20 protein-coding genes are annotated in these 21,069 nt (G+C 61.6%); 9 read left to right on the top strand and 11 right to left on the bottom strand.

The window, feature by feature from the left end; translation table 11 throughout:
- Positions 1-157 precede the first annotated feature (157 nt).
- From ACM64M_RS00295 to ACM64M_RS00310, 4 genes are all read left to right on the top strand, one after another.
- Positions 158-1,000 carry a hypothetical protein gene (locus ACM64M_RS00295; RefSeq protein WP_416226645.1) on the top strand — a complete coding sequence of 281 codons (843 nt, stop codon included), beginning with the start codon at positions 158-160 and terminating at the stop codon, positions 998-1,000.
- A gap of 112 nt (positions 1,001-1,112) precedes the next feature.
- Entirely contained in the window at positions 1,113-1,835 is a 723-nt protein-coding gene (phbB, locus tag ACM64M_RS00300; protein WP_416226646.1) for an acetoacetyl-CoA reductase, read from the top strand.
- Between the two features lie 54 nt (positions 1,836-1,889).
- Positions 1,890-2,285 carry a RidA family protein gene (locus ACM64M_RS00305; RefSeq protein WP_416226647.1) on the top strand — a complete coding sequence of 132 codons (396 nt, stop codon included), beginning with the start codon at positions 1,890-1,892 and terminating at the stop codon, positions 2,283-2,285.
- A gap of 123 nt (positions 2,286-2,408) precedes the next feature.
- A complete protein-coding gene (locus ACM64M_RS00310) occupies positions 2,409-3,062 on the top strand; it encodes a PilZ domain-containing protein (RefSeq protein WP_416226648.1) in 654 nt (217 codons plus the stop codon).
- Here ACM64M_RS00310 and ACM64M_RS00315 read toward each other — a convergent pair.
- Positions 3,059-3,826, bottom strand: a complete 768-nt coding sequence (locus ACM64M_RS00315) for a DUF4019 domain-containing protein (protein WP_416226649.1) — start codon at positions 3,824-3,826, stop codon at positions 3,059-3,061. The two genes, ACM64M_RS00310 and ACM64M_RS00315, sit on opposite strands and share 4 nt — an antisense overlap.
- 314 nt (positions 3,827-4,140) lie before the next feature.
- Between ACM64M_RS00315 and ACM64M_RS00320 the strand changes: the two genes are divergently transcribed.
- Positions 4,141-4,434, top strand: a complete 294-nt coding sequence (locus ACM64M_RS00320; RefSeq protein ID WP_416226650.1) for a ribbon-helix-helix domain-containing protein — start codon at positions 4,141-4,143, stop codon at positions 4,432-4,434.
- On the opposite strand, the gene murA is transcribed toward ACM64M_RS00320, so the two are convergent.
- Positions 4,431-5,711 carry a UDP-N-acetylglucosamine 1-carboxyvinyltransferase gene (murA, locus tag ACM64M_RS00325; RefSeq protein ID WP_416226651.1) on the bottom strand — a complete coding sequence of 427 codons (1,281 nt, stop codon included), beginning with the start codon at positions 5,709-5,711 and terminating at the stop codon, positions 4,431-4,433. The two genes, ACM64M_RS00320 and murA, sit on opposite strands and share 4 nt — an antisense overlap.
- Positions 5,712-5,857: 146 nt before the next feature.
- On the opposite strand from murA, the gene ACM64M_RS00330 reads away from it, so the two are divergent.
- On the top strand, positions 5,858-6,736 hold the full coding sequence (locus ACM64M_RS00330) for a UTP--glucose-1-phosphate uridylyltransferase (protein ID WP_416226652.1): 879 nt from the start codon (positions 5,858-5,860) through the stop codon (positions 6,734-6,736).
- Positions 6,737-6,822: 86 nt separating this feature from the next.
- On the opposite strand, the gene ACM64M_RS00335 is transcribed toward ACM64M_RS00330, so the two are convergent.
- The 8 genes from ACM64M_RS00335 to glnE all read right to left on the bottom strand — a co-directional run bounded on the left by ACM64M_RS00335 (position 6,823) and on the right by glnE (position 17,294).
- Complete coding sequence (locus ACM64M_RS00335) at positions 6,823-8,457, bottom strand: flotillin domain-containing protein (protein ID WP_416227328.1); 1,635 nt, start codon at positions 8,455-8,457, stop codon at positions 6,823-6,825.
- A gap of 129 nt (positions 8,458-8,586) precedes the next feature.
- Entirely contained in the window at positions 8,587-9,216 is a 630-nt protein-coding gene (locus ACM64M_RS00340; RefSeq protein ID WP_416226653.1) for an OB-fold-containig protein, read from the bottom strand.
- 116 nt (positions 9,217-9,332) lie between these two features.
- The gene (locus ACM64M_RS00345) at positions 9,333-10,625 is read right to left on the bottom strand and encodes a cytochrome P450 (protein WP_416226654.1); all 1,293 of its coding nucleotides are present in this window, start codon (positions 10,623-10,625) and stop codon (positions 9,333-9,335) included.
- The gene (locus tag ACM64M_RS00350; protein ID WP_416226655.1) at positions 10,622-12,169 is read right to left on the bottom strand and encodes an acyl-CoA synthetase; all 1,548 of its coding nucleotides are present in this window, start codon (positions 12,167-12,169) and stop codon (positions 10,622-10,624) included. Before ACM64M_RS00350 ends, ACM64M_RS00345 begins: the two co-directional genes overlap by 4 nt.
- A 268-nt stretch (positions 12,170-12,437) precedes the next feature.
- Positions 12,438-13,184: a M23 family metallopeptidase gene (locus ACM64M_RS00355; RefSeq protein ID WP_416226656.1), complete on the bottom strand. Its 747-nt coding sequence runs from the start codon at positions 13,182-13,184 to the stop codon at positions 12,438-12,440.
- A gap of 96 nt (positions 13,185-13,280) precedes the next feature.
- Positions 13,281-14,072, bottom strand: a complete 792-nt coding sequence (locus tag ACM64M_RS00360) for a ferritin-like domain-containing protein (protein ID WP_416226657.1) — start codon at positions 14,070-14,072, stop codon at positions 13,281-13,283.
- A gap of 9 nt (positions 14,073-14,081) precedes the next feature.
- Entirely contained in the window at positions 14,082-14,555 is a 474-nt protein-coding gene (locus ACM64M_RS00365; protein ID WP_416226658.1) for a peroxiredoxin, read from the bottom strand.
- A 3-nt stretch (positions 14,556-14,558) separates the two neighbouring features.
- On the bottom strand, positions 14,559-17,294 hold the full coding sequence (glnE, locus tag ACM64M_RS00370; protein ID WP_416226659.1) for a bifunctional [glutamate--ammonia ligase]-adenylyl-L-tyrosine phosphorylase/[glutamate--ammonia-ligase] adenylyltransferase: 2,736 nt from the start codon (positions 17,292-17,294) through the stop codon (positions 14,559-14,561).
- A gap of 121 nt (positions 17,295-17,415) precedes the next feature.
- Between glnE and ACM64M_RS00375 the strand changes: the two genes are divergently transcribed.
- From ACM64M_RS00375 to ACM64M_RS00385, 3 genes are read left to right on the top strand one after another with little or no spacing between them, the layout of a single operon-like run.
- Positions 17,416-19,122 carry a M28 family metallopeptidase gene (locus tag ACM64M_RS00375; RefSeq protein WP_416226660.1) on the top strand — a complete coding sequence of 569 codons (1,707 nt, stop codon included), beginning with the start codon at positions 17,416-17,418 and terminating at the stop codon, positions 19,120-19,122.
- Between the two features lie 37 nt (positions 19,123-19,159).
- Entirely contained in the window at positions 19,160-20,152 is a 993-nt protein-coding gene (locus ACM64M_RS00380; RefSeq protein ID WP_416226661.1) for an agmatine deiminase family protein, read from the top strand.
- A gap of 47 nt (positions 20,153-20,199) precedes the next feature.
- Positions 20,200-20,322: a hypothetical protein gene (locus ACM64M_RS00385; RefSeq protein WP_416226662.1), complete on the top strand. Its 123-nt coding sequence runs from the start codon at positions 20,200-20,202 to the stop codon at positions 20,320-20,322.
- 9 nt (positions 20,323-20,331) lie between these two features.
- On the opposite strand, the gene ACM64M_RS00390 is transcribed toward ACM64M_RS00385, so the two are convergent.
- Entirely contained in the window at positions 20,332-21,066 is a 735-nt protein-coding gene (locus ACM64M_RS00390) for a sulfite exporter TauE/SafE family protein (RefSeq protein WP_416226663.1), read from the bottom strand.
- Positions 21,067-21,069: the final 3 nt, after the last annotated feature.

The raw sequence follows: 21,069 nt of genomic DNA on the forward strand, positions 1-21,069 counted from the left end.
GGAAAAGATTGCAAGTCAGTCTGTCACGGACCTATCACGGAAGCGTTGTAAAACCGCGGTCGGGCTCGGGATATCGCCGGACTCAGCGTGGGTTAAGGATCACCTTGGTCTTTGGTAATATACGCGCCGCGAATCGGATTGGGCAAACAGGCAGACTATGGCACGCAAGGGCACCTTTACAGCGGATCAGCAGCTTAAGCTGCCGCTGTTTGGCATGGCTGCCGCGTTGATGCTGGGCCTGCCGACGGCTGGCCTGGCGGTCGCCGGGCTGGGCAATGATGACCGCGCGGGCGATTCGGCCTTCGATGTGTTTACCCCCGCCTCGGTCGATCCCGAATTGGCCGCCCGCGTCGCGGAAAAAGCGCGGGTGCATGGCTTCCAGTTCACTCCCGCAAGCGCTGGGACGGTCGTACCGGGACAGCGGACCGTGACCGTCGCGGTGCGCATCGACGGAGAGACCGCTCAGGCGATCTCAATCCGTTCTGCCACAGAGGCAAAGCCGGGCGCTGCATCGGGCCTTGCCGGGCTTCAGGCGAGCCGGTTCAATCTGGGCACGGCGCGCGGCTATCAAAGCTTTGCCCGCGCGCAAGCGGCCCCGGCAAGGGTATCCGCGACCTCGCTGCCAGAAGCATTGCGTGACACGGGGCGTGACACGGGGCGTGACACGGGCGCGCGCGGCCTGTCGCGCAACCTTTCCCGCAATCTTTCGATGCCGGACCTGTCGGAATTCGAACCGATCCAACCGACCCGCAAGGAAGAGCCGAGCCGCCTCCAGCCGCGCATCGAACTCGAAGACAGAGCGGTCGCCGGGCGTTCGCCCAACACGCTTGATGCACTGAGCTCGCAAACCGTCGATGTCGGCGGCAGTTTCCGCCTCTCGCCCAATTTCGACGTGACCGCCGGGGTGCGGTTGTCGCAGGAGCGCGACCGGCTCGATCCGGTGACCAATTCGGTGCAGGACAGCCAAGCGGTCTATGTCGGAACACAAATCCGTTTCTGATCGCGCAAACTGCAAAATTCGCGCATCAAACCTCGCTTTCGCGGGGTTTTTTGTTGCCTGACGCTACGTCAACGCTAGTCTCCTACCATAACCACAATATGGGGGAGAGAGCATGAACCGTGTCGCTATCGTAACAGGGGGAACACGCGGGATCGGGCGCGCCATCTGCGACCAATTGACCGCCGACGGCTTCACCGTGGTCGCCAATTACGCCGGCAATGACGAAGCGGCCCGCCACTGCGAGGAAACTTCGGGCATCAAATGCTACAAATGGGATGTCGGCGATCACGCCGCGACCATGGATGGATGCGCCCGCGTCGCCGAAGAAGTCGGCCCGATCGACATTGTCGTCAACAACGCCGGGATCACCCGCGACGGCACATTGCACAAGATGAGCTTTGACGACTGGAACGATGTCATGCGCATCAATCTGGGCGGGTGTTTCAACATGTCAAAAGCATGCTTTCCCGGAATGCGCGAACGCAAATGGGGCCGGATCGTCAATATCGGATCGATCAACGGTCAGGCCGGGCAATATGGTCAGGTCAATTACGCGGCGGCGAAATCGGGCATCCACGGCTTTACCAAGGCGCTGGCCCAGGAAGGCGCGCGCTTCGGCGTCACCGTCAACGCCATCGCACCGGGCTATATCGACACCGATATGGTCGCCGCCGTGCCCGAAAACGTGCTGGAGAAAATTGTCGCCGGGATCCCCGTCGGGCGGCTGGGTCAGGCGCATGAAATCGCGCGCGGGGTCAGCTTCCTGTGCTCAGAGGACGCGGGCTTTGTCACCGGATCGACCATGAGCATCAATGGCGGGCAACATATGTATTGATGCGCGGCAGGGCCGGATCGGCACCCCGCCATTCCAACACCAAAGGAAATGAAGATGGAAATTTCGGTCCACAATCCGACTCCCTGGATGCAGGGCTTTGGCCTGAACCACGCGGTGGAAGTGCGCGCGGGTGAGCGGGTTTTGTATATGTCAGGGCAAACCTCCACCGACGCAGAAGGAGCGCCGATGCATCCCGGTGATCTGGTTGCGCAATACAAATGCGCCTGGGCCAATCTGGTCGATGCGCTCAACGCCGCCGATATGACGCCCGCCAATCTGGTGCGGCTCAACATGTACACTATTGACGTGCCGGCATTCATGGAAGTCGCCGAACAGATCATGCCGCTCCATGCCGAAGCGGGGGCGCAGATTGCCTGCACGCTGCTGGGCGTGCGCGAACTTTACCATCCCGATATTCTGATCGAGATAGAGGGCACCGCTGTCGCCTGACGCAAACTTCGCAGAGGCTCGTTACAAGTTCATCCTTAACGAATATTTGCGCTTCGTTAACCAAACAGCGCTATTTTTCGTTCACCGCACCGCATGATGCGCGCGGCAGGACGAGGCTGTTCCATGAGCGACACCGCAGTGCAGAATGATCGCGGCATTTCCGCCGAACGCCGCGTTGCAGAGCGCAAATCGCCGATGCTGCGGACCGCGAAAGTGGTGTGCCAGTCGGGCGAATATGTCTGTCTGATCCGGCATATTTCGCAAGACGGTCTGGGCCTCAGCTATCTCCACGATACCCCGCCCGAGGCGCGCATCATCCTGCAAACCACCAATGGCCTGACCTATCCGATCGAACGCGCCTGGGAAGGGCGGCGGCAGGCCGCCTACCGCTTTGCCAGCGACATTGCGATCGAGGAATTCCTGCATGAAGAAAGCCCGTTTGCAACCCGCCCGGTGCGGTTGAATATTGCGGCTGAGGCGCGCATCGCCGATGGCCAGATGTTCGCCAAGGTGCAGTTGATCGACATCTCGCGTGAGGGCGCGAAGTTTGAAAGCCGCGGCGAACATCCGCAGGGGCGGCTGATCAGTTTCGACGCGCTTGGCCTGCCGCAGCGGCTCGCCGAAGTGCGCTGGCAGGATGGCCAGACCTACGGCATCCAGTTTCAGCATCCGCTGTCGATCAACCAGCTGGCGGAGATGGCGCTGCGGCTGCAACCCTTTGCCGCCCAAATCCCCGATCCGGTGGGCAGCAAACAGGCAAGCGCCCGCGCGGCCTAATTGATGAAATATCCAACCACGCGCAATTCGCCATTTTCGCGCTGAAGCGTGACCGATTCGATCACGCCCTTGCGGTTCGCAAAATCACTGCGAAACTGCACCTGCTGGTAACGTTCCGGGCTGGCGATGTCATTTATCGCAATCACCTCACGCGAAAGCACCGCGCCAAGCGGGCCGCGCGCCTGCTCAGAGACGGCTTGCCATGTTTCGACAGTGTTGGGTGCGCGAAAGGCCGAACCAGCAGCCTCGAAACTGACTTCCCAATCGCCATCATCCACCCCGGCATCAACCGCGGCATCCACCAGCGTCAGCCATCCGCGCGCGGCATTTTCGCGTTCGGCATCTGCGCTGGCGACCGCTTCGGCGGGCTCGGCTGCCGGGAGTTGATTGGATGCAGGGTAAGCCCCGGCAAGGGCGAAAACGGCAATCGCAGCAAGAACAGACATGATAAAAGAACCTCCGATCCACGGCGCGAGATTGCCTCCGCGGTGAGGTTCCTTGTCGTCTGGTGATGGGCGCGATGCTTCCCCCAATTGTTTGGATACAAGATTTTCGGGGCGATCGCGTTCGGCGTTCAGCAACACGCGCGCCGCCTCGCGGCTGCTGGTGACGCCAAGCTTTCGCCGCGCGCCGCGCAGGCGTTCATTGATCGTGTGCACCGACAGGTCGAGCGTGCGCGCAGCGGTTTTTGCGTCATGCCCGCGCCCGATCAGCCGCAGCGTCTGCTTTTCTTTCTCGGTCAAGGTGTCGGATGGTTCGTCCATGACGGCAAACTAGCCGCTCAGCCAGCCGCCGCCACCCCGATTTTCTTGTAGCGCTTTTGTAGGGCTAACTGCCCGGCGTTCCGCCTGCAACGCGCCCGTTTGCGGTGCGGCTTTCCTACAGGCGGCGTTTCGGATAGTCGGCGGTCTTGCTCTTTCTCATTGTCGGCGCTGCGTTCCCAATCGGTCCAATTCGTCAATATGCCGGGAGAACGTCAAATTGTTGGAAAAGTGTCAAGCGACCCAAAATGCAGTTTCCTTATATAAAACCGAATTTTAAGGCCGATTTGGCCGGTTGACACATGGTCCGATGTGTCATGCGTTCCCACCCTGCGCTATACCCTGCTTCGATGCCCGAGAATCCCTATCACCCCCCGGTCAAACGCTCGGTCCAGATCGCCGGACACAAGACTTCGATCAGCCTCGAACCCTTGTTCTGGGACATGCTGAAACAGGCGGCCCAGCGCGCGGGCCTGCCGATCAACGCATTGGTCGGGCAGATCGATGCCGAGCGGATCAAATCGCCGACGCCCCCCGGTCTCGCCAGTGCGATCAGAGTGTGGCTGGTGACAGGCGGCCGCAGCGGCTCCGGTGATGGATCGCCGGTCTAGTCGTCCACCCGTTCGATATCCGCGCCCACCAACTGAAGTTTTTCCTCCAGCCGTTCATAGCCGCGATCAAGGTGATAGATGCGCCGCACCTGCGTTTCTCCTTCGGCAGCCAAAGCTGCGATCACCAGGCTCATCGAAGCGCGCAGATCGGTCGCCATCACCTCTGCGCCGGTCAGCGTCTCGACACCCTTGACGATGGCGGTGCGCCCTTCGGTGGTGATGTCGGCCCCCATGCGGGTCAGTTCGGGGACATGCATGAAACGGTTTTCAAAGATCGTCTCTTTCAGCACACTCGCCCCGCTGGCTTTGCACAGCAAGGCCATCAATTGCGCCTGCATATCGGTGGCCAGCCCCGGATAGGGGGCGGTGGTCAGATCCGCCGGTTTCAAAGCGCCATCGGCAGCCACGCGCATCCCCTTGGCATCTTCCTCCACATGGACCCCGATAGCGCGCAAGGCGGCGGTCGTGGCCTGCATATCGGCGGCCTTCGCCCCTTCGAGCCGCACATCCCCGCCGGTGATCGCCGCGGCGCAGGCATAGGAACCGGCCTCGATCCGGTCGGGCATGACGCGGTAGGTTGCACCGTGGAGACGCCGGACGCCGTGGATTGTCAGTTCGGACGAGCCGATGCCTTCGATCTCTGCGCCCATCGCAGTCAATAGGTTGCAAAGATCGACAATCTCGGGCTCTCGCGCGGCCCCTCGGAGGCGGCAGGTGCCGTTGGCGAGCACCGCCGCCATCAGCGCGTTTTCGGTTGCGCCGACCGATACGACCGGAAAGTCGAAATCGCCGCCGGGCAATCCGCCATCGGGCTGCATGGCTTTGACGTAACCCTGCGCAAGTTCGATCTCTGCGCCGAACGCTTCGAGCGCTTTGAGATGCAGGTCGATCGGGCGGTTGCCGATGGCACAGCCGCCGGGCATCGACACGGTCGCCTCTCCGCTGCGCGCCAGCATCGGGCCAAGCACCAGGATCGAGGCGCGCATCTTGCGCACCAGATCATAAGGCGCGACATTCGATGTGATGCGCGTCGCCTCCAGCCGCATGGTGCGCCCGAAATCCTCTGGCCGGGTTCCCTGAACCGCGGTCGTCACGCCGAACTGGTTCATCAGATGCTGAAAACCGTCAATATCCGCCAGCCGGGGCAGATTGCGCAAAGTCACAGGCTCATCGGTCAAAAGCGCGCAGGGGATCAGCGTCAATGCCGCGTTCTTCGCCCCGGAAATTGGGATGGTGCCCGACAGCCTGTGGCCGCCGCGAATAATCAGTTTGTCCATGGCCCAATGCCTTAGCGAAAGATCGCAGGCGTGCAAATTGCGCATCATGGTGCAGGCCGGCAATCGGGTCATTGACCTCGCAGGTTCGGCACGGCACGGGAATTCCCATAACGGAACCATGGCGCAACCCAAAGAGGCCCGGTGCAATGAAACAAAAGCCGATCAAGAAAGCCGTTTTTCCCGTCGCCGGACTAGGCACAAGGTTCCTGCCCGCGACCAAGGCCATTCCCAAGGAATTGCTGCCAATCGTCGACCGACCATTGATCCAATATGCGGTCGATGAAGCGCGAGAGGCGGGGATTGAACAGATGATCTTTGTCACTGGGCGCGGCAAAACCGCCATCGTCGAACATTTCGACGTCGCTTACGAGCTTGAAGACACGATGAGCGAGCGCGGCAAGGACCTGTCGGTGCTCGATTCGAGCCGGTTCACGCCGGGCGACATCATCACCGTACGCCAGCAGGTGCCGATGGGGCTGGGCCATGCGATCTGGTGCGCGCGGGCGATTGTCGGGGATGAACCCTTCGCGATCTTCCTCCCCGACGAATTGATGGTCGGCAAGGCCGGCGGGACCGGATGCATGAAACAGATGGTCGATGCTTACGAAGAAGTCGGCGGCAACCTTATCAGCGTGCTCGAAGTGCCGTGGCAAGAGGTGTCGAGCTATGGGGTGATCGACCCCGGCAAAGCCTCTGGCGCGCTGACCGAGGTCAAGGGGCTGGTCGAAAAGCCGCCCCGCGATCAGGCGCCATCGAACAAGATCATTTCGGGCCGCTATATCCTCCAGCCCGAAGTGATGCGCACGCTGGAAACGCAGGGCAAAGGCGCAGGCGGGGAAATTCAGCTGACCGACGCCATGGCGCGAATGATCGGCACGCAGCCGTTCCACGCAGTGACCTTCGATGGGCACCGCTACGATTGCGGCAACAAGCTTGGGTTTGTCGAGGCCACGCTGGCGCTGGCATTGCAACGCGAGGATATGGGCGCCGAAGTGCGGGCAATGGCGCAGCGGCTGTTGGGCTGAGGCGGCTGCTCGGCTCAGCGGCCAGACGATAAACCCGCCGGGCCGGATAATTGGCACGGCGGGATTTCACTGGCATCGAAGTCGGCTCAGTCGTCCTTTTCGTCAAACGACAGATCAGAATTGACCGGGCCCGGATCTTTCTCCGGGTCCAGCGCCGCCGCCTGGACCAAAGTGCCGAGCGAGGAGCCGTCGAGCCCCAGTTCTTTCATCAACCCGTCGAGCACCGGGGCCTGCGCGCGATAGGCGAGCGCGGCTGACACCGCATCGCTGGCGAGGTTGCCAGCGCCACCTCTGCCGCCCGCACCGCCGGAACCATTGCCGCCTGAACCGCCGCCATTGGTAAGCCCGTCGACCTGCACGATCTTGATCGAATCGATTGCCTCCATCGGCTTCGCGCTTTCGCGGATGACTTCGGGCAGGACCTTGAGCAGCGCCAGCTTGGTTTGCAGGCCGATCTGATCCATCGACAGGATATTGGCTGCCTCGTTAACCGCCTTTTGACCTGCGGCTTCGACTTCGAAACGGACGCGGTCGGCTTCGGCGCGGAGGATTTCCGCGTCGGCCTGGCCCTTGGCGTCCAGCCTGGTCGCCTCGGCGCGGTTGGTGGCGGCATCCTTTTCGGCTTCGGCTTCGACCTTGACCTGAATGGCGTCGCGTTCGGCCTGTTTGGCGGCCTCGATCAGTTCGATTTTTTTCTGGCGTTCGGCAATCTCGCTTTCGCGCGCAGTGGCAACTCGTTCCTCTGCCTCGACCGCCTTGGCGCGGGCATCATCGGCCTCGGCCTTGGCTTGGCTTTCCTCGCGGCTCTTGTTCTGCACCGCGATCTGTTGTTCCTGCCGAGCGATTTCGAGCGCGCGCTGCTGATCGATGCGCGCTTCCTCGACCAGTCTGTCGGCTTCGATCTGCTGCGAATCGACCTGCTTCTTGGCCTCAATCCGGGCGGCATCGGCTTCGCGGGTCCGCTCCGCCTGTTCGCGGGCGATTTCAGCGGATTGCTTGGCCCGCCGCATTTCGACTTCGCGTTCCTGTTCGAGTCGCGCAAATTCATTGTCGCGCCCGATTTCGAAGCTGCGCTGGTCGGCTTCGAGGTTCTTGGTCTCCATCTGGACGCGCGTATCCTGTTCGATATCGTTGCGCAGTTTCTTGCGCGCTTCGATTTGCTCCGTCAGCTTGGTCAGACCTTCGGCGTCGAAAGCGTTGTTGGCGTTGAAGTGTTCGATGCTCGTCTGATCCAGCCCGGTGAGCGAAACCGATTCCAATTCCAGTCCGTTCATCGCCAGGTCGTTGGAGGAAACCTGCTGCACTTTCTGCACGAAATCGGCGCGCTGTTCGTGCAACTCGTTCATGGTCATCCCCGCCGCGACCGATCGCAACGCATCAACGAACTTGCCTTCGACCAGATCCTTCAGCAGTTCGGGCTGCATGGTGCGCTGACCCAGCGTTTGCGCGGCCATCGCGATCGCTGTCGCATCAGGACGGACGCGGACATAGAATTCGGCCTTCACGTCAATCCTGAGCCGATCGAGCGTGATCAACGCCTCACCATCGCGGCGCACCACCGACAGCACCAGCGTGTTCATGTTGACCGGCATCGCCTCGTGGAACACCGGGAACACCAGCGCGCCGCCGTTCATCACCACCTTTTCGCCGCCCATGCCGGTGCGCACGAAGGCGGTTTCCTTGGTCGCTCGGCGGTACATCCTGATGAAGACCACCAGCATGATGATGACGAGGAGAGGGATTCCAACTCCCCCAATGATCGCTCCGTAAGAAATCAAATCTCCGGACGAGCTCAAAACGTCCGTCGCCCCCGAACCGTCGGTTGTGGTCAAAGCCATGTGCGTTCCCCTTTAAGTGCCAAGCCCGAGCAGCGGGCTTTCATATCTGACGCCGAAAAAGGTCTGACCTTCGCGGCGCACCAACAGGACAGTGTCGCCTGCGTTCAATTCGATGGTGGTGTCGTGCGGTTCGACCATGACGAAATGCGATTGACCGTGCCCGTCGATGACCTTGGCGCGCGCGGGCGAACCGGCGCGCGCGGTGCCGATCTGAATCTCGGCGTCGCGCCGCACAAGGTCGTCAATATCGATGGCGGTGGTCTCGTCCTTGGGCAGGATCGCAGCCAGAGGCCGCATCGCGATGCTGTTGAGCGGCAGCGCAGCGGCGCCCGCCGCCAGCGCGGCCCATCCGGCAGAAAGCGGCGCGCCCAACAGGCCGGTCAGGACCGCCTGCCCGATCACGCCTGTCGTGCCAAACACGAACAACAGCGCCGCCAGCCAGATCAGCAGCGGCACCCGGCCCAGCCCCAGCAGCGTGGCCAGCGCCTCGCCAAACCCGCCCATCTCCAGCCCATCGGGCGCATCAAAATCGCCCTCAGCCTCAATCGCTTCGGACGCGCCGGTGAGTTGCAACACGGCTATCACCGCAAGCGCCCCAAACGCGATCAGAAACGGCAAGTTGTGCGGCGCAAGCAAGTTCATGCCGTCAGCCCCGCTGGTTCCAGGCGATTGATAAATTCCACGCCTTCAAAACTAGGGCAAAAGCGGCAAAAACAATAGCGGAAACGGACTAATCAAATCCGATTTTTGGCGACCAATCATGCCGGTGTCATTTTGAGCGGCAGTGTTTTCAGGCCGCCGACAAATGTGCTTGTCGCGCGTTTGGCCTTTCCAGAAAGCTCGACGGCATCAATCCGGTCAAGCACGGCCTCAAACAGAATCCGCATCTCCAGCCGCGCCAGATGCAGGCCGAGGCACTGATGCGCGCCCGCCCCAAACGCCAGGTGCCGGTTGGGCGAACGCGCGGCGTCGAATCGGCGCGGGTCTGGGAATTGCGCCGGATCGTGGTTGGCCGCGACATAATTCATCATCAGCCAGTCGCCGGCTTTCACCTGCTGCCCGCCCAATTCGACATCATGAGCTGCGGTGCGCATGAAGTGCTGCACCGGGCTGGTCCATCGGATTGCTTCCTCGACGATACCGGGCAACAGTGAACGGTCGGCTTTGACCCGCGCCCATTGCTCCGGGTCGCTCGCCAGCGCCTGCATCGCGCCTGCTGTGCTGGCCGAGGTCGTGTCATGCCCGGCGGTGGCGACGATGATGTAATATCCCGCCATGTCGCGCGGAGGCAGTGGCTGGCCATCAACCAGAGCATTGGCGATCACGCTGGCCACATCTTCTGTCGGATTGGCGCGGCGTTCTTCGGCAAGCGCGGCGAAGTAATCTTCGAAGCTTTTGACCGCACCCGCGACCAATTGCACCACCTGTTCGGGGGTCATCTGGTCGAGCCCGGTGCCCGACAGATCCTTGTCCTGCCCACCGAACAATTGCTGGGTGAGCATCTGCATGCGCGGCTCGTCGGTTTCGGGCACGCCCAGGATCTGCATCACGACCCGCAGCGGATAAGGTCCGGCCACTTCTTTCACGAAATCCAGTTCCGGCCCTGCTGCAATCATCCGGTCTATGGTCTGCTGCGCCAGGTTGCGGATTTCCGCCTCTATCCGCCCAAGGTTACGCGGCATGAACCAGTCCTGCGTCAGCTTGCGGTATTTCGGGTGGATTGGCGCGTCAAACACCACCAGCGAATCGACCAACATGTTCGATCCGGTCGCCGCGCGGGAAAACTCTATCGCCTGATTGAAAGAGAACACCACAGGACGCGGATTGTTGAGGAACGTCGCATTATCCTTCGAAATGCGCATCACGTCATCGTAGCTGGTGACGAGCCAGAAGGGATCGAACAGACCGGGCATATCGGGCTGCACCTTCACCACCGGAGTAGCGGCGCGAATGTGGTCAAACGTGTCGAGCAGCCCGTTCCACTCGGCATAAGCGTGCGGATCGATCACCGCCCGCGCAAGATCGCCGGACAATACGGTGTCGCCGCTCATGCGGCGTCAGCTTTCGCCTTTGCCGCAAATTCATCGCGCAATTCGCGCTTGTAGAGTTTGCCATTGGCCTCGCGCGGCAATTCCGGGCGGAAATCGAACAGCTTGGGCATCTTTATCTTTGAAAGGCGCGGCGCAAGGAATTCGCGCAATTCCGCTTCAAAGGCTTCGCCTGCATCCGCCATGTCGATGGGCTGCACCACCGCGACGACCTTTTCGCCCAGATCGGGACATGGTGCACCGATTACGGCAGCATCCATCACTTTATCATGAGTAATCAGCAGGTTTTCGATCTCCTGCGGATATATATTCACCCCGCCCGAGATGATCATGTGGCTCTTGCGGTCGGTCAGGAACAGAAAGCCATCGGCATCGACATGCCCAATATCGCCCAACGTCATCCATCCTTTGGGATGCATGGCCTCAGCGGTCTTGTCAGGGTCGTTATGATAGGTCGGCAGCAGCGCATTCTCGAAATAGATCAGGCCGTCCTCGCCCGCTGCAACCTCTTCGCCATCGGGGCCGCAGACATGCACCGTGCCATAGATCGCCCGCCCCACAGAGCCGGGGTGGGCGAGCCAGTCTTGTGACCCGATCATGGTCATGCCGATGCCTTCGCTTCCGGCGTAATATTCATTCACGATCGGGCCCCACCATTCGATCATCTCGCGCTTGATCGGGACCGGGCAGGGGGCTGCGGCATGCAGCGCACGCTGATGGCTCGACAGATCATATTTGCTGCGGATCGCCGGATCGAGTTTGAGAAAGCGCACGAAATGCGTCGGCACCCACTGGCTGTCAGTGATCTTGTAAGTCGCGATCGCCTGAAGCGCGGCTTCGGGTTCGAATTTTTCCATCACCACCAGAGTGGCCCCAAGCCGCTGCGCTGCCCCGCACCAGGCGAGCGGAGCGGCGTGGTAAAGCGGGGCGGGCGACAGATAGATCATCGAACCGTCGGCCGGCATCCCGGCCCCCATAGTGGCCAGGCCGATGAACGGGATGACCGCCTGAGGATCGGGATTTTCGGGCGGCGCAGGGCGAATCCCCTTGGGCCGCCCGGTCGTGCCCGAACTGTAGAGCATGATCGCCCCGGCGCGTTGATCCGCAATCGGATGCGCGGGATGGCTGATCAGCGCAGCGTTGAAATCAGCCTCACCCCCGCCATCGGTGATCAGCACTTCGAGATCCGGGCAATGGGCGCGTATATCCGGCATGATATGGGCAAACGCCGGTGACGTTATCAGCAGCCTCGCACCGCTGTCCCGCAGGATATAGGTGATTTCCGGCGCGGTCAGCCGGGTCGAGATGGGCACCAGCAAAGTGCCAGCCCGCTGCGATCCCCAAACCAGAGTGAAATATTCGATGCGGTTTTCCAGCAGCACCGCAAAGGCATCGTCAGCCGCCAATCCGCGTCCGCGCAGCAATTGCGCAAAGCGGTTCGCGGCCCCATCCATTTCCCGGTAAGTCATCTGCTTACCGCTGGCCGCCATGATGACAGCAGGGTGATCGGGACGGTTCGCGGCATGCGCGATTGGGTGCAGGCTCATGGTTCTCTCCGTTTCAGGAGCCGCGCCTGACCCCCCGAACCGGGAAGCGGGCTACCCCTGCTATCTCTCGCACGCAAAGCTAGCGCAGCGCGGCCATCACTCAAGCGAAAATGACTAGGAGATCGCATTGCTGCGCGAACCGCGCAGGCGCAAAAAAAGGCGGCGGGTAAACCCGCCGCCCAGACTCGGACACCCTCTCCAATGTCCGACCCGCTTCCAGGCGGGTAACTCGGCACCCGCAAATGCGGGTCAAAAATTCAGAAGCAGCTTACGGACCGCCTGCGGCACCGGCCCTGCGGCGTCCGGGGAGCAAATCAGCACTGCTGGTTGCCATCCGGGCATGCTCTTCGCTTTCCAGCATATAGGGAATCGGATTTACTGCAAGCCCATCAACGCGGACCTCATAATGGAGGTGCGGGCCGGTTGAGCGGCCGGTCGAACCGACATAGCCAATAATGTCACCTTTGTGGACGCGTTCACCGGCGGCGACGGCAAGCCGCGAAAGATGCGCATAGCGGGTTTCCAGATCGGCACCGTGATCAAGGCTGATGTAAAGGCCGTAGCTTGAAAACCAATCGGCGCGGCCCACGATTCCGTCGGCAGTTGCATAGACCGGAGTGCCCATCGGCGCAGCAAGATCGACGCCATTATGGCGGCGGCGCTGGCGCAGAACCGGATGGTCGCGCATGCCATATCCGCTGCTCATCCGCGCACCATCAAGCGGCATCCGCGAAGGAATCGAGATCGTCGAGGGTTCAAGGATAGCAGGAACAGTGCCCGAAGGCTGAGGAGCGGCGCTGTCCAATGCAGACCAGCGCGCAAACAATTCACGAAACCGCACATCGCCTGTTTCCAGCTCGTTTTCCTGCACATCACGAACGGGTTCGGCAATGTCGGCGCTGGTGGCGGAATTGGCAGAAGCATTGGCAGATGCCGGGCTTGCTGCGATCACAGCCGCCGCAGCGCATATAGCGGCGGCAAGCTTGGAAATGGGACGCCGTTTAAGCGTATTCATACTGACCCGGTCCTGTCCGGCGGCAAGCGCCTTACTTGGTTCAACAGGGCTCTGACGTCCCTCTTCGTTACAGACAGGGGTTATCGCTGCGATTCGTTAAACCGCAACATCTTCATAAAAGTCCCGCGATAGACCGGCTGCAAGACGCGCTGAGTTGTTAAATGGCGGCTTAACCGGGCCTCTGAAATGCGTGCGAACCAAGGATTTCCAGAAGATTTCGGGAATCTCCCCGCGCGCCTTGGCAAGCTTTACAAAATGCTTGGTGCCGAATCCGACATGACGAATCTCGTCGTCAAGAATGCGTTCGAGGATTCTTGCGCCATGTTCATCGCCGGCTGCGCGGGCGCGGTCCAACGTGGCGGGGGTTACGTCGAGTCCGCGCGCCTCCAGCACCATCGGCACCACCGCAAGCCGGGCCGCAACGTCGCCGCGCGTATCATCCGCCGCCTCCCATAGGCCGCCATGCGCAGGGAGCGCCCCGTAATGGCTGCCGAGCCGCTCCAACTTGCGGGCGAGCAGCGCGAAATGCATCGCTTCATCGGCGGCGACGGCAAGGAAATCGGAGACAAATTCCGTCCCCATTTGCGCGCCGAAACGCCCGGCCATGTCGAGCGCCAGATCGATCGCCACAAATTCAATATGCGCCAGACTGTGCCAAAGTGCGATCCGCCCGCGCTCTGAACCGAACTTGCCGCGCCGGGGCATCTGGCTTGGGTCGAGCAATTCCGGGGCCTCGGGCCGCGCGGGCTCATCGGGCATCGCCACGTCAAATTCTTCCGCAAGTCGCCCCATGCGCCAGCGCCGCGCCACGTCGCGCGCGGCAAAGCATTTGGCGCGTGGGTCGCCGGTCAGCAGCGCGGCGCGGATGGCGGAAGCAGCGGTTTGCATGGCTGAGGCTCAGAGTGCCTTGGCAGCGGCGAGCACCTCTTCGGCGTGGCCTTTGACCTTCACCTTGCCCCACATGCGCGCGATTTTGCCATCGGCATCCACAAGATAGGTCGTGCGGACCATGCCGAGATAGGTTTTCCCATACATCTGTTTTTCGGTCCAGATGCCGAGCGCGTCGGACAGCCCGCCTTCTTCCGAATCAGTGGCAAGCGGGACGGTCAAATCATGCTTGGCGATGAAGTTCTGATGTTTCTTTGCGCTGTCCTTGCTTATGCCGAGCAGCGCGGTGCCTGCTGCGTCAAAGTCACTCTTGAGCGCGGAGAAATCCTTTGCCTCGGTCGTGCAGCCGGGCGTGTTGTCCTTGGGATAGAAGAAAATCACCAGCTTCTTGCCCCGGAAATCCGAAGGCTTGACAGTGCCGCCATCGGGGGTTTCCATCGCGACATCAGGCAGGGCATCACCGATTTCAGGATAATCGCTCATCGTTCATAACTCCAGTTTCTGTTCGAATATGCCGGTCCAGATGCGCGCGACATGTTTGCGCGAAACGGTGAGATCGCGCATCAGTTCCGCGTAGCCTTGGCGCTGGCAAGCCCGCGCCAGCGCGGCTGCTCCGGCTGGCGGCGGCTCTGCACAATCGGGTGCAAGCAGCCGGCCAGCGATCAACATATCGCTCATCAAACCATGCGCAGCGACGATGGATCTGTCCACCTGACCCAGTTCGGCGAGACGAGAAACGGCGCGCGCCAGATCCGGCCTCAACGCTTCGGGTGCGCGTTCCGCCAGCTCGCCAGCACCGCGCAATTGCAGGAAATGCACCAGAAATTCGATGTCGACCAACCCGCCGCGCAGCAATTTGACGTCGAGCGGACCGCGCGGCGATTTGTGCTGCGCCATTTCGCCGCGCATCGTCAGCACCGCCTGGCGCAGTTCCCGGTGGTCGCGTGCCCGGTGGAGGACATCGGCGATGATCGCCTCGACCTCGGCGCGTGCCTTATCAGACCCGGTCAGCACCCGCGCCCGCGTCAGCGCCATATGTTCCCACGTCCATGCGCTTTCGCGCTGATATTTGCCGAAAGCCTCGATCGACACTGCCAATGGCCCTTGGTTGCCCTGCGGCCTTAGCCTTGTGTCCACTTCGTAAAGCGCACCTTGAGCGGTTGGAACCGAAAGTGCGGCGCTGACCCGGCTGGCAAGACGGTTGAAATAAAGCGTCGCGCCAAGCGGTCGACGACCATCCGATTGCACGCCAAAATCCCCGGTGAATAGGTAAACAATGTCGAGATCAGACGCATGGGTCAGCGCCCCTCCGCCGAGCCTTCCCAGCCCCAGAACCACCAGTTCGCCGCCCGGAATCCTGCCGTGGGTTTGCGCAAATTCGTCCGATGCAGATTCTACCGCAACCGCAATCGCTGCCTCAGCCGTCGCCGAGAGCGCGCCGCCGATTTCTACGGGCGAATATTGTGCCTCGATCAGCCCGACCCCCAGCGTAAAACGCGCTTCGCTGGTCACCTGTCTGATGCAGTCAAGCTGCGCTTCATAATCGCCGCGCGCGGGGCCGCTGCGCATCTGCCGGACCTTGGTTTCGAAAAAGTTCGAGAAATCGATCTCTTCAAGGTCGATCAAGGCGTCCAGCAATTCCGGTCGGCGGCCCAATTCGTCGGCAAGCAGCGGCGACAATGTAAGCGCCGCAACCAGCCGGTCCAGAACTGCCGGGCGCGCGACCAACAATCGAAACAGGTTGATCGCCGATGGGGTGCGCTCAATCATGCTTTGCCAGCGGGTGATGGCGCGGGCCGGATCGTCGCTCGCGGCAAAGGCATCAAGCAGTGTCGGCAAGAGCCGGTCAAATGCATGCTTTGCCTGCGGAGTGCGGATCGACGCATAACGCCCATCGCGCCATTCCTCGATCCGTTCTGCGAGCGCTTCGGGTTCCTTGAAGCCCAGTTGTGCCAGCGTCTGCGCTTGCTGCGTTGGCAGCGGAGCGCTTGGCACATTGCGCTGCTCCTCACCAATCAGATCTTCGTAAATGGCTCCGGTCCGCTGGGTCAATTCAGCAAGCTCAGCGATGAGGGCCGCGCCATCCCGCATCCCATCAAGCTGCGCGACATTGTCGAGCGCTACGCCGCCGGGCAGGCTGTGCGTCTGACGGTCGCCCACCATCTGCAACCGGTGCTCGATGACCCTTAGCCGGTCATAGCCTTCGCCGAGAATGCGCGCCTGTTCTGTCCCGATCCGGCCCGCAGCGGCCAACGCATCAAGCGCCGGGCGGGTGCCCCTGACGCGCAATGATGGATCGCGCCCACCATGGATGAGCTGGTGGGTTTGCGCGAAAAACTCGATCTCCCGAATGCCGCCGCGCCCGCGTTTGACATCAAAGCCCGGACCCGGGCGCACAGGGCCCTTGTAACTTTCGCGGATCATCAGAGTGAGCGCGCGAATTTCCTCGATTGCGCCAAAATCGAGCGCATGACGCCAGACAAAGGGCGCGATCTTGACCAGAAATTCCTGGCCCGCCGCAATGTCGCCCGAGGCAGCGCGGGCGCGGATAAACGCGGCCCTTTCCCACGCCAGCGCCTGACCCTGATAATGCGCCAATGCCGATCCATAGGGCACCGCCAGCGGGCTGATCTCAGCCGCAGGTCGCAGGCGCAGATCGACCCGCAGGACATAACCTTCGCTGGTGTTCTCCGACAGCAGTTTGATGATCCGGCGCGCATATCTCTGCGCCGCTTCGCCCGGATCATCGCTGGGGCGGCGGGGGAGTGTTGCGGGATCATAGATCAGGATCGGGTCGATATCGGAGGAATAATTGAGCTCGCTCGCGCCCTGCTTGCCCAGCGCCAGCGCGATCATGCCATCGGTGCGCTCCTCGCCAGTGCGTTCTGCTATCGCCGTGCGGATCGCGGTGTCGAGTGCGTAATCGGCAAAGGCGCTGAGTGCGATCAGAACTTGTGGTAGAGCAAATGCCCCTGCCAAATCGCCGATCGCCAACGCGCAGGCAACGCCCAGCCTGTGTCGCCTCAGTCCGGTGTCGGCATCCCCAACATCGCCCTGCAACCGCGCCCATTCCAGCGCCGCCACGCCTTCGCCTTTGGCCAGCAGCGCGTGCAATTCCGGTTGCCGTTCAAGCGCCCGCGCTAGGAACGGCGCATGGGCCTGCGCACGCGCGATTGCGCCGGTCCAGTCCGCGGCGGCAGAAAGGGCAGTGGAGATTTCCATCGCATCCGTCTTTGACCGCCAGCCGACCTGCCCGCAACCCTGCAACTTTGACCATGCGGCTTGCGAGCAAAGGGAAGCTCTGCGAAGAGGTCCGCAAACAGGAATGAAAGAGGAGCTTTCGATGATCAAACGCGCATTCATCTTTGGTGCAATGGCCGCCGGGGCGCTGGCGCTGGCTGGCTGCGACGGGATGCTGCCAATGGGCGAGGCAGAGGCGGCGCTCGACATCCCCGAGATTGAAGCGGGCGAGTTGTCCGAAGCGACGATGATCGACATCACCCGGCAATTGTCCAGCGATGAGTTTGGCGGCCGAATGCCTGGCACCAAAGGCGAGGAATTGACTGTCGCGCTGCTCACTGAGCGGTTTGAAGCGGCAGGGCTGCAGCCCGGCAACAATGGCAGCTGGGTGCAGGAGGTGCCGTTGATCGAGATCACCGGCACCAATTTCGCGCCGCTGACCATCACCAATGGCGAAACCGATCTGGCCTTTGATTACGGCACCGAATGGACCGCCGTGACCTACCGCGAAGACGCGCAGACGCAGATTGCCAACAGCGATCTGGTGTTCGTCGGATATGGGATCAATGCCCCGGAAAAGGGCTGGAACGATTACGAAGGCGTTGATGTCAAGGGCAAGACCGTGGTGATTCTGGTCAATGATCCTGACTGGGAGACCGAAGGACTCGAAGGCCCGTTCAATGGCAAGGCGATGACCTATTACGGACGTTGGAGCTATAAATACGAAGAGGCCGCAAGGCAGGGCGCTGCGGCGGCATTGATCGTGCACGACACCGATCCCGCCAGCTATGGATGGAACGTGGTCGAAAGTTCGTGGGGCGGTCCTCAGGCCTATCCGCAGCGCGGCGAAAACGCGCCGCCGCTGACCAGCTTGAATGGCTGGGTGCAGAAAGAGGTCGCCCGCGAAATTCTTGCCGCAGCTGGTCAGGATCTTGACGCTTTGACCGCAGCAGCCAAAACCGAAGGGTTCGAAGCGGTTGATCTGGGCATGACCGCATCGACCAGTTTCGAAAGCACCTTTCGCAGCTTCACCTCGCAGAACGTGATCGGGGTGCTTCCGGGCAGCGAAGCGCCAGACGAATATGTCCTGCACACCGCGCATTGGGACCACCTCGGCACCTGCAATCCGCCTGCCGATGATGGCGACAACATCTGCAACGGCGCGGTCGACAACGCCACCGGCACTGCGGCACTGGTTGCGCTGGCGGAGGCTCACGCAAAGGCTGGCGCGCCGCGCCGCAGCCTTGTGTTCCTGGCCGTAACCGCAGAGGAGTCGGGTTTGCTCGGCGCGTATTATTATGCATCGAACCCGGTGTTCCCGCTCGATCAGACGGTGGGCGGCATCAATATGGACGCGTTTCAGGTGGCTGGACCGGCCAAGGACGTGACTGTCGTTGGGCCGGGCAAGTCGCAGCTTGATGCGTTCCTTGACGCGGCGCTTGCTGCCGATGGCCGGGTGGCAACCCCCAATCCCAAGCCTGAGGCGGGCTATTACTATCGCTCGGATCACTTTGCCTTCGCCAAACAGGGCGTCCCGATGCTTTACATCGATGGCGGCGAAGACCTGATCGATGGCGGCCGCGAGGCGGGCGCTGCAGTGGCAAAGGATTATACCGACAACCGCTATCACGGTCCCAAGGACGAATTCAACGAAGAGTGGGATTGGTCCGGTGTGATGGCCGATCTGCAATTGTTCTACCGCATCGGACGCAGCATGGCGATGAGCACAAGCTGGCCGAACTGGAATGACGGCGACGAGTTTCGCGGTGTGCGCGATGAAAGCTGCGCGAGCTCCGAAGCTGGTTGTTGAAGCGCTTAAGCTGACTCTTGAAGGAAAAAGCAGGTCCATGGCCGCCCTGATGCCCCCCGAATGGGCGCCGCAGGACTGGCTGTGGATCGGCTTTCCGCATCTGGCCGACGAATGGCCCGGCTTTCTTGAGCAGGCGCAGGAACAGATTGCGGCCTTCGCCAATGCGGTGGCGGATAGCGGGCAAGAGGTGCGCTTGCTGGTCCGCGATGATGCGAATGAGGCACGGGCCCGGGCATTGGTCAGCGAAGGCGTTAAGCTTGACCGCCGAATATATGGCGACATCTGGTTGCGCGACACCGGCCCGTTGATCGTAATGGATCATGCCGGACAAGTCGGGGCGCGGCGCTTTGGCTTCAATGGCTGGGGCGGCAAATATCTGATGCCAGGTGATGAGACCATAGGCGTGGATCTGGCGCAAGACGCGGGATTCCCGATAGAAACATCCACGATGATCCTCGAAGGGGGCGCCATTGACGGGGACGGGACCGGATTGGTGGCGATCACCGAACAATGCCTGCTCAACCCCAATCGCAACCCGTCGCTTTCACGCTCTCAGATCGAAGCGGAATTGCGGCAAATGTTGGGCTTCACCCGCGTGCTGTGGCTGGGCGACGGGCTGGTGAACGATCACACCGACGGCCATGTCGACAATCTTGCGCGTTTCATTGGCCCCAATCGCCTCGTTGTTCCCAAAGCCACCGGCGCGGATGACCCCAATGCAGCGATCTATTCCGATGCCGCGCGCAGGGCCGAGGATTTCGGGGTTGAGGTCGTCTCAATCCCTTCACCCGGGCTGATTATGCGCAGGGAAATTGTCGAGCCCGCGAGTTACGTCAACTTTGCCATCACGTCGCATCTGGTGGTGGTGCCCACCTTCGGTTCTGAGCATGACGAGGCCGGCGTTGCCGCGATTGCCGAGCAGTTTCCTGACCGCGCGACAATCGGACTTTCGGGCACTGCGGTGCTGGCGGGCGGGGGCGGTTTCCATTGCGCCAGCCAGCAAATGCCGGCACTCGACCGATGGAATTAACGATCCTTTAGGATTTTCACGCGAAGACTGCAGTCATGAGCAGAGCCATGGCTGTTTTCCTTACCCAACTGAACCTCAACGAACTGGCCCGGACCGAAGTGGCCCGCGTGGTTATCGTGCTCGGCTGCAGCGCGGCCTTGATACTCGCCGGACGACCTCTGCCTTTCTGAGTTACCCGGCTAAAGCAACTTCCAACCAGCACCCAGCGCTGCGGCCGCCAACACCAGTCCCGTGCTGACCTGCCATTGCATCGGGGTGACCCGGCCAAATGCGCGGTGGCCGAGCAGGTCCCCCAGCAAGACCAGCGGAAACAGCGCCGCCGCCAACACGGTTTCGCGCCAGCCGCCGACACCCAGCGCAATGAAAAAGATCGCGGATAAAGGGGTCAGCACCAGAAAGATCGCCATCATCGAGGCGCGCGCGGCGAGGGGAGTAAGCCTTCCGCGCAAATAGAACGGTGCCATTCCCGGTCCGGGCATCCCGGCAAAGCCGCCGAAGAATCCCGTGGCAAACCCGGACAACGCCATCGCCGGTACGCGCGGCAACGTAAGCCTGCCCAGCGGGACCACCACCAGCACGAATGCGCCCAGTGAGACGAGTGCAATAAGCACCCTCGCCCAACCGACCGGGATCGCTGTTAGCGCCCACAATCCCAGCGGCATGGAAGCCAGCGCAATCAGCGCTATTGGCAAGACAGAGCGATCCGCGTCGCGGCGAATGCGCCCGATGTCGGTGAGGCCGATCAGGAACAGTGACACGATCCCTACCAGCACTGCCGCTGCCGGATCAATCGCAAGCTGCAAAACCGGCACCAGCACAACCGAAAGGCCAAACCCGGCGAGCCCGCGCACAAACCCGGCTGCAAAGCCCGCGAGCCCGGCGACAATGACCGCCTCAATAGGAAAGCCCAGCATGGC

This window comes from Qipengyuania sp. ASV99 (genome assembly GCF_047872805.1).
Taxonomy (GTDB): domain Bacteria; phylum Pseudomonadota; class Alphaproteobacteria; order Sphingomonadales; family Sphingomonadaceae; genus Erythrobacter.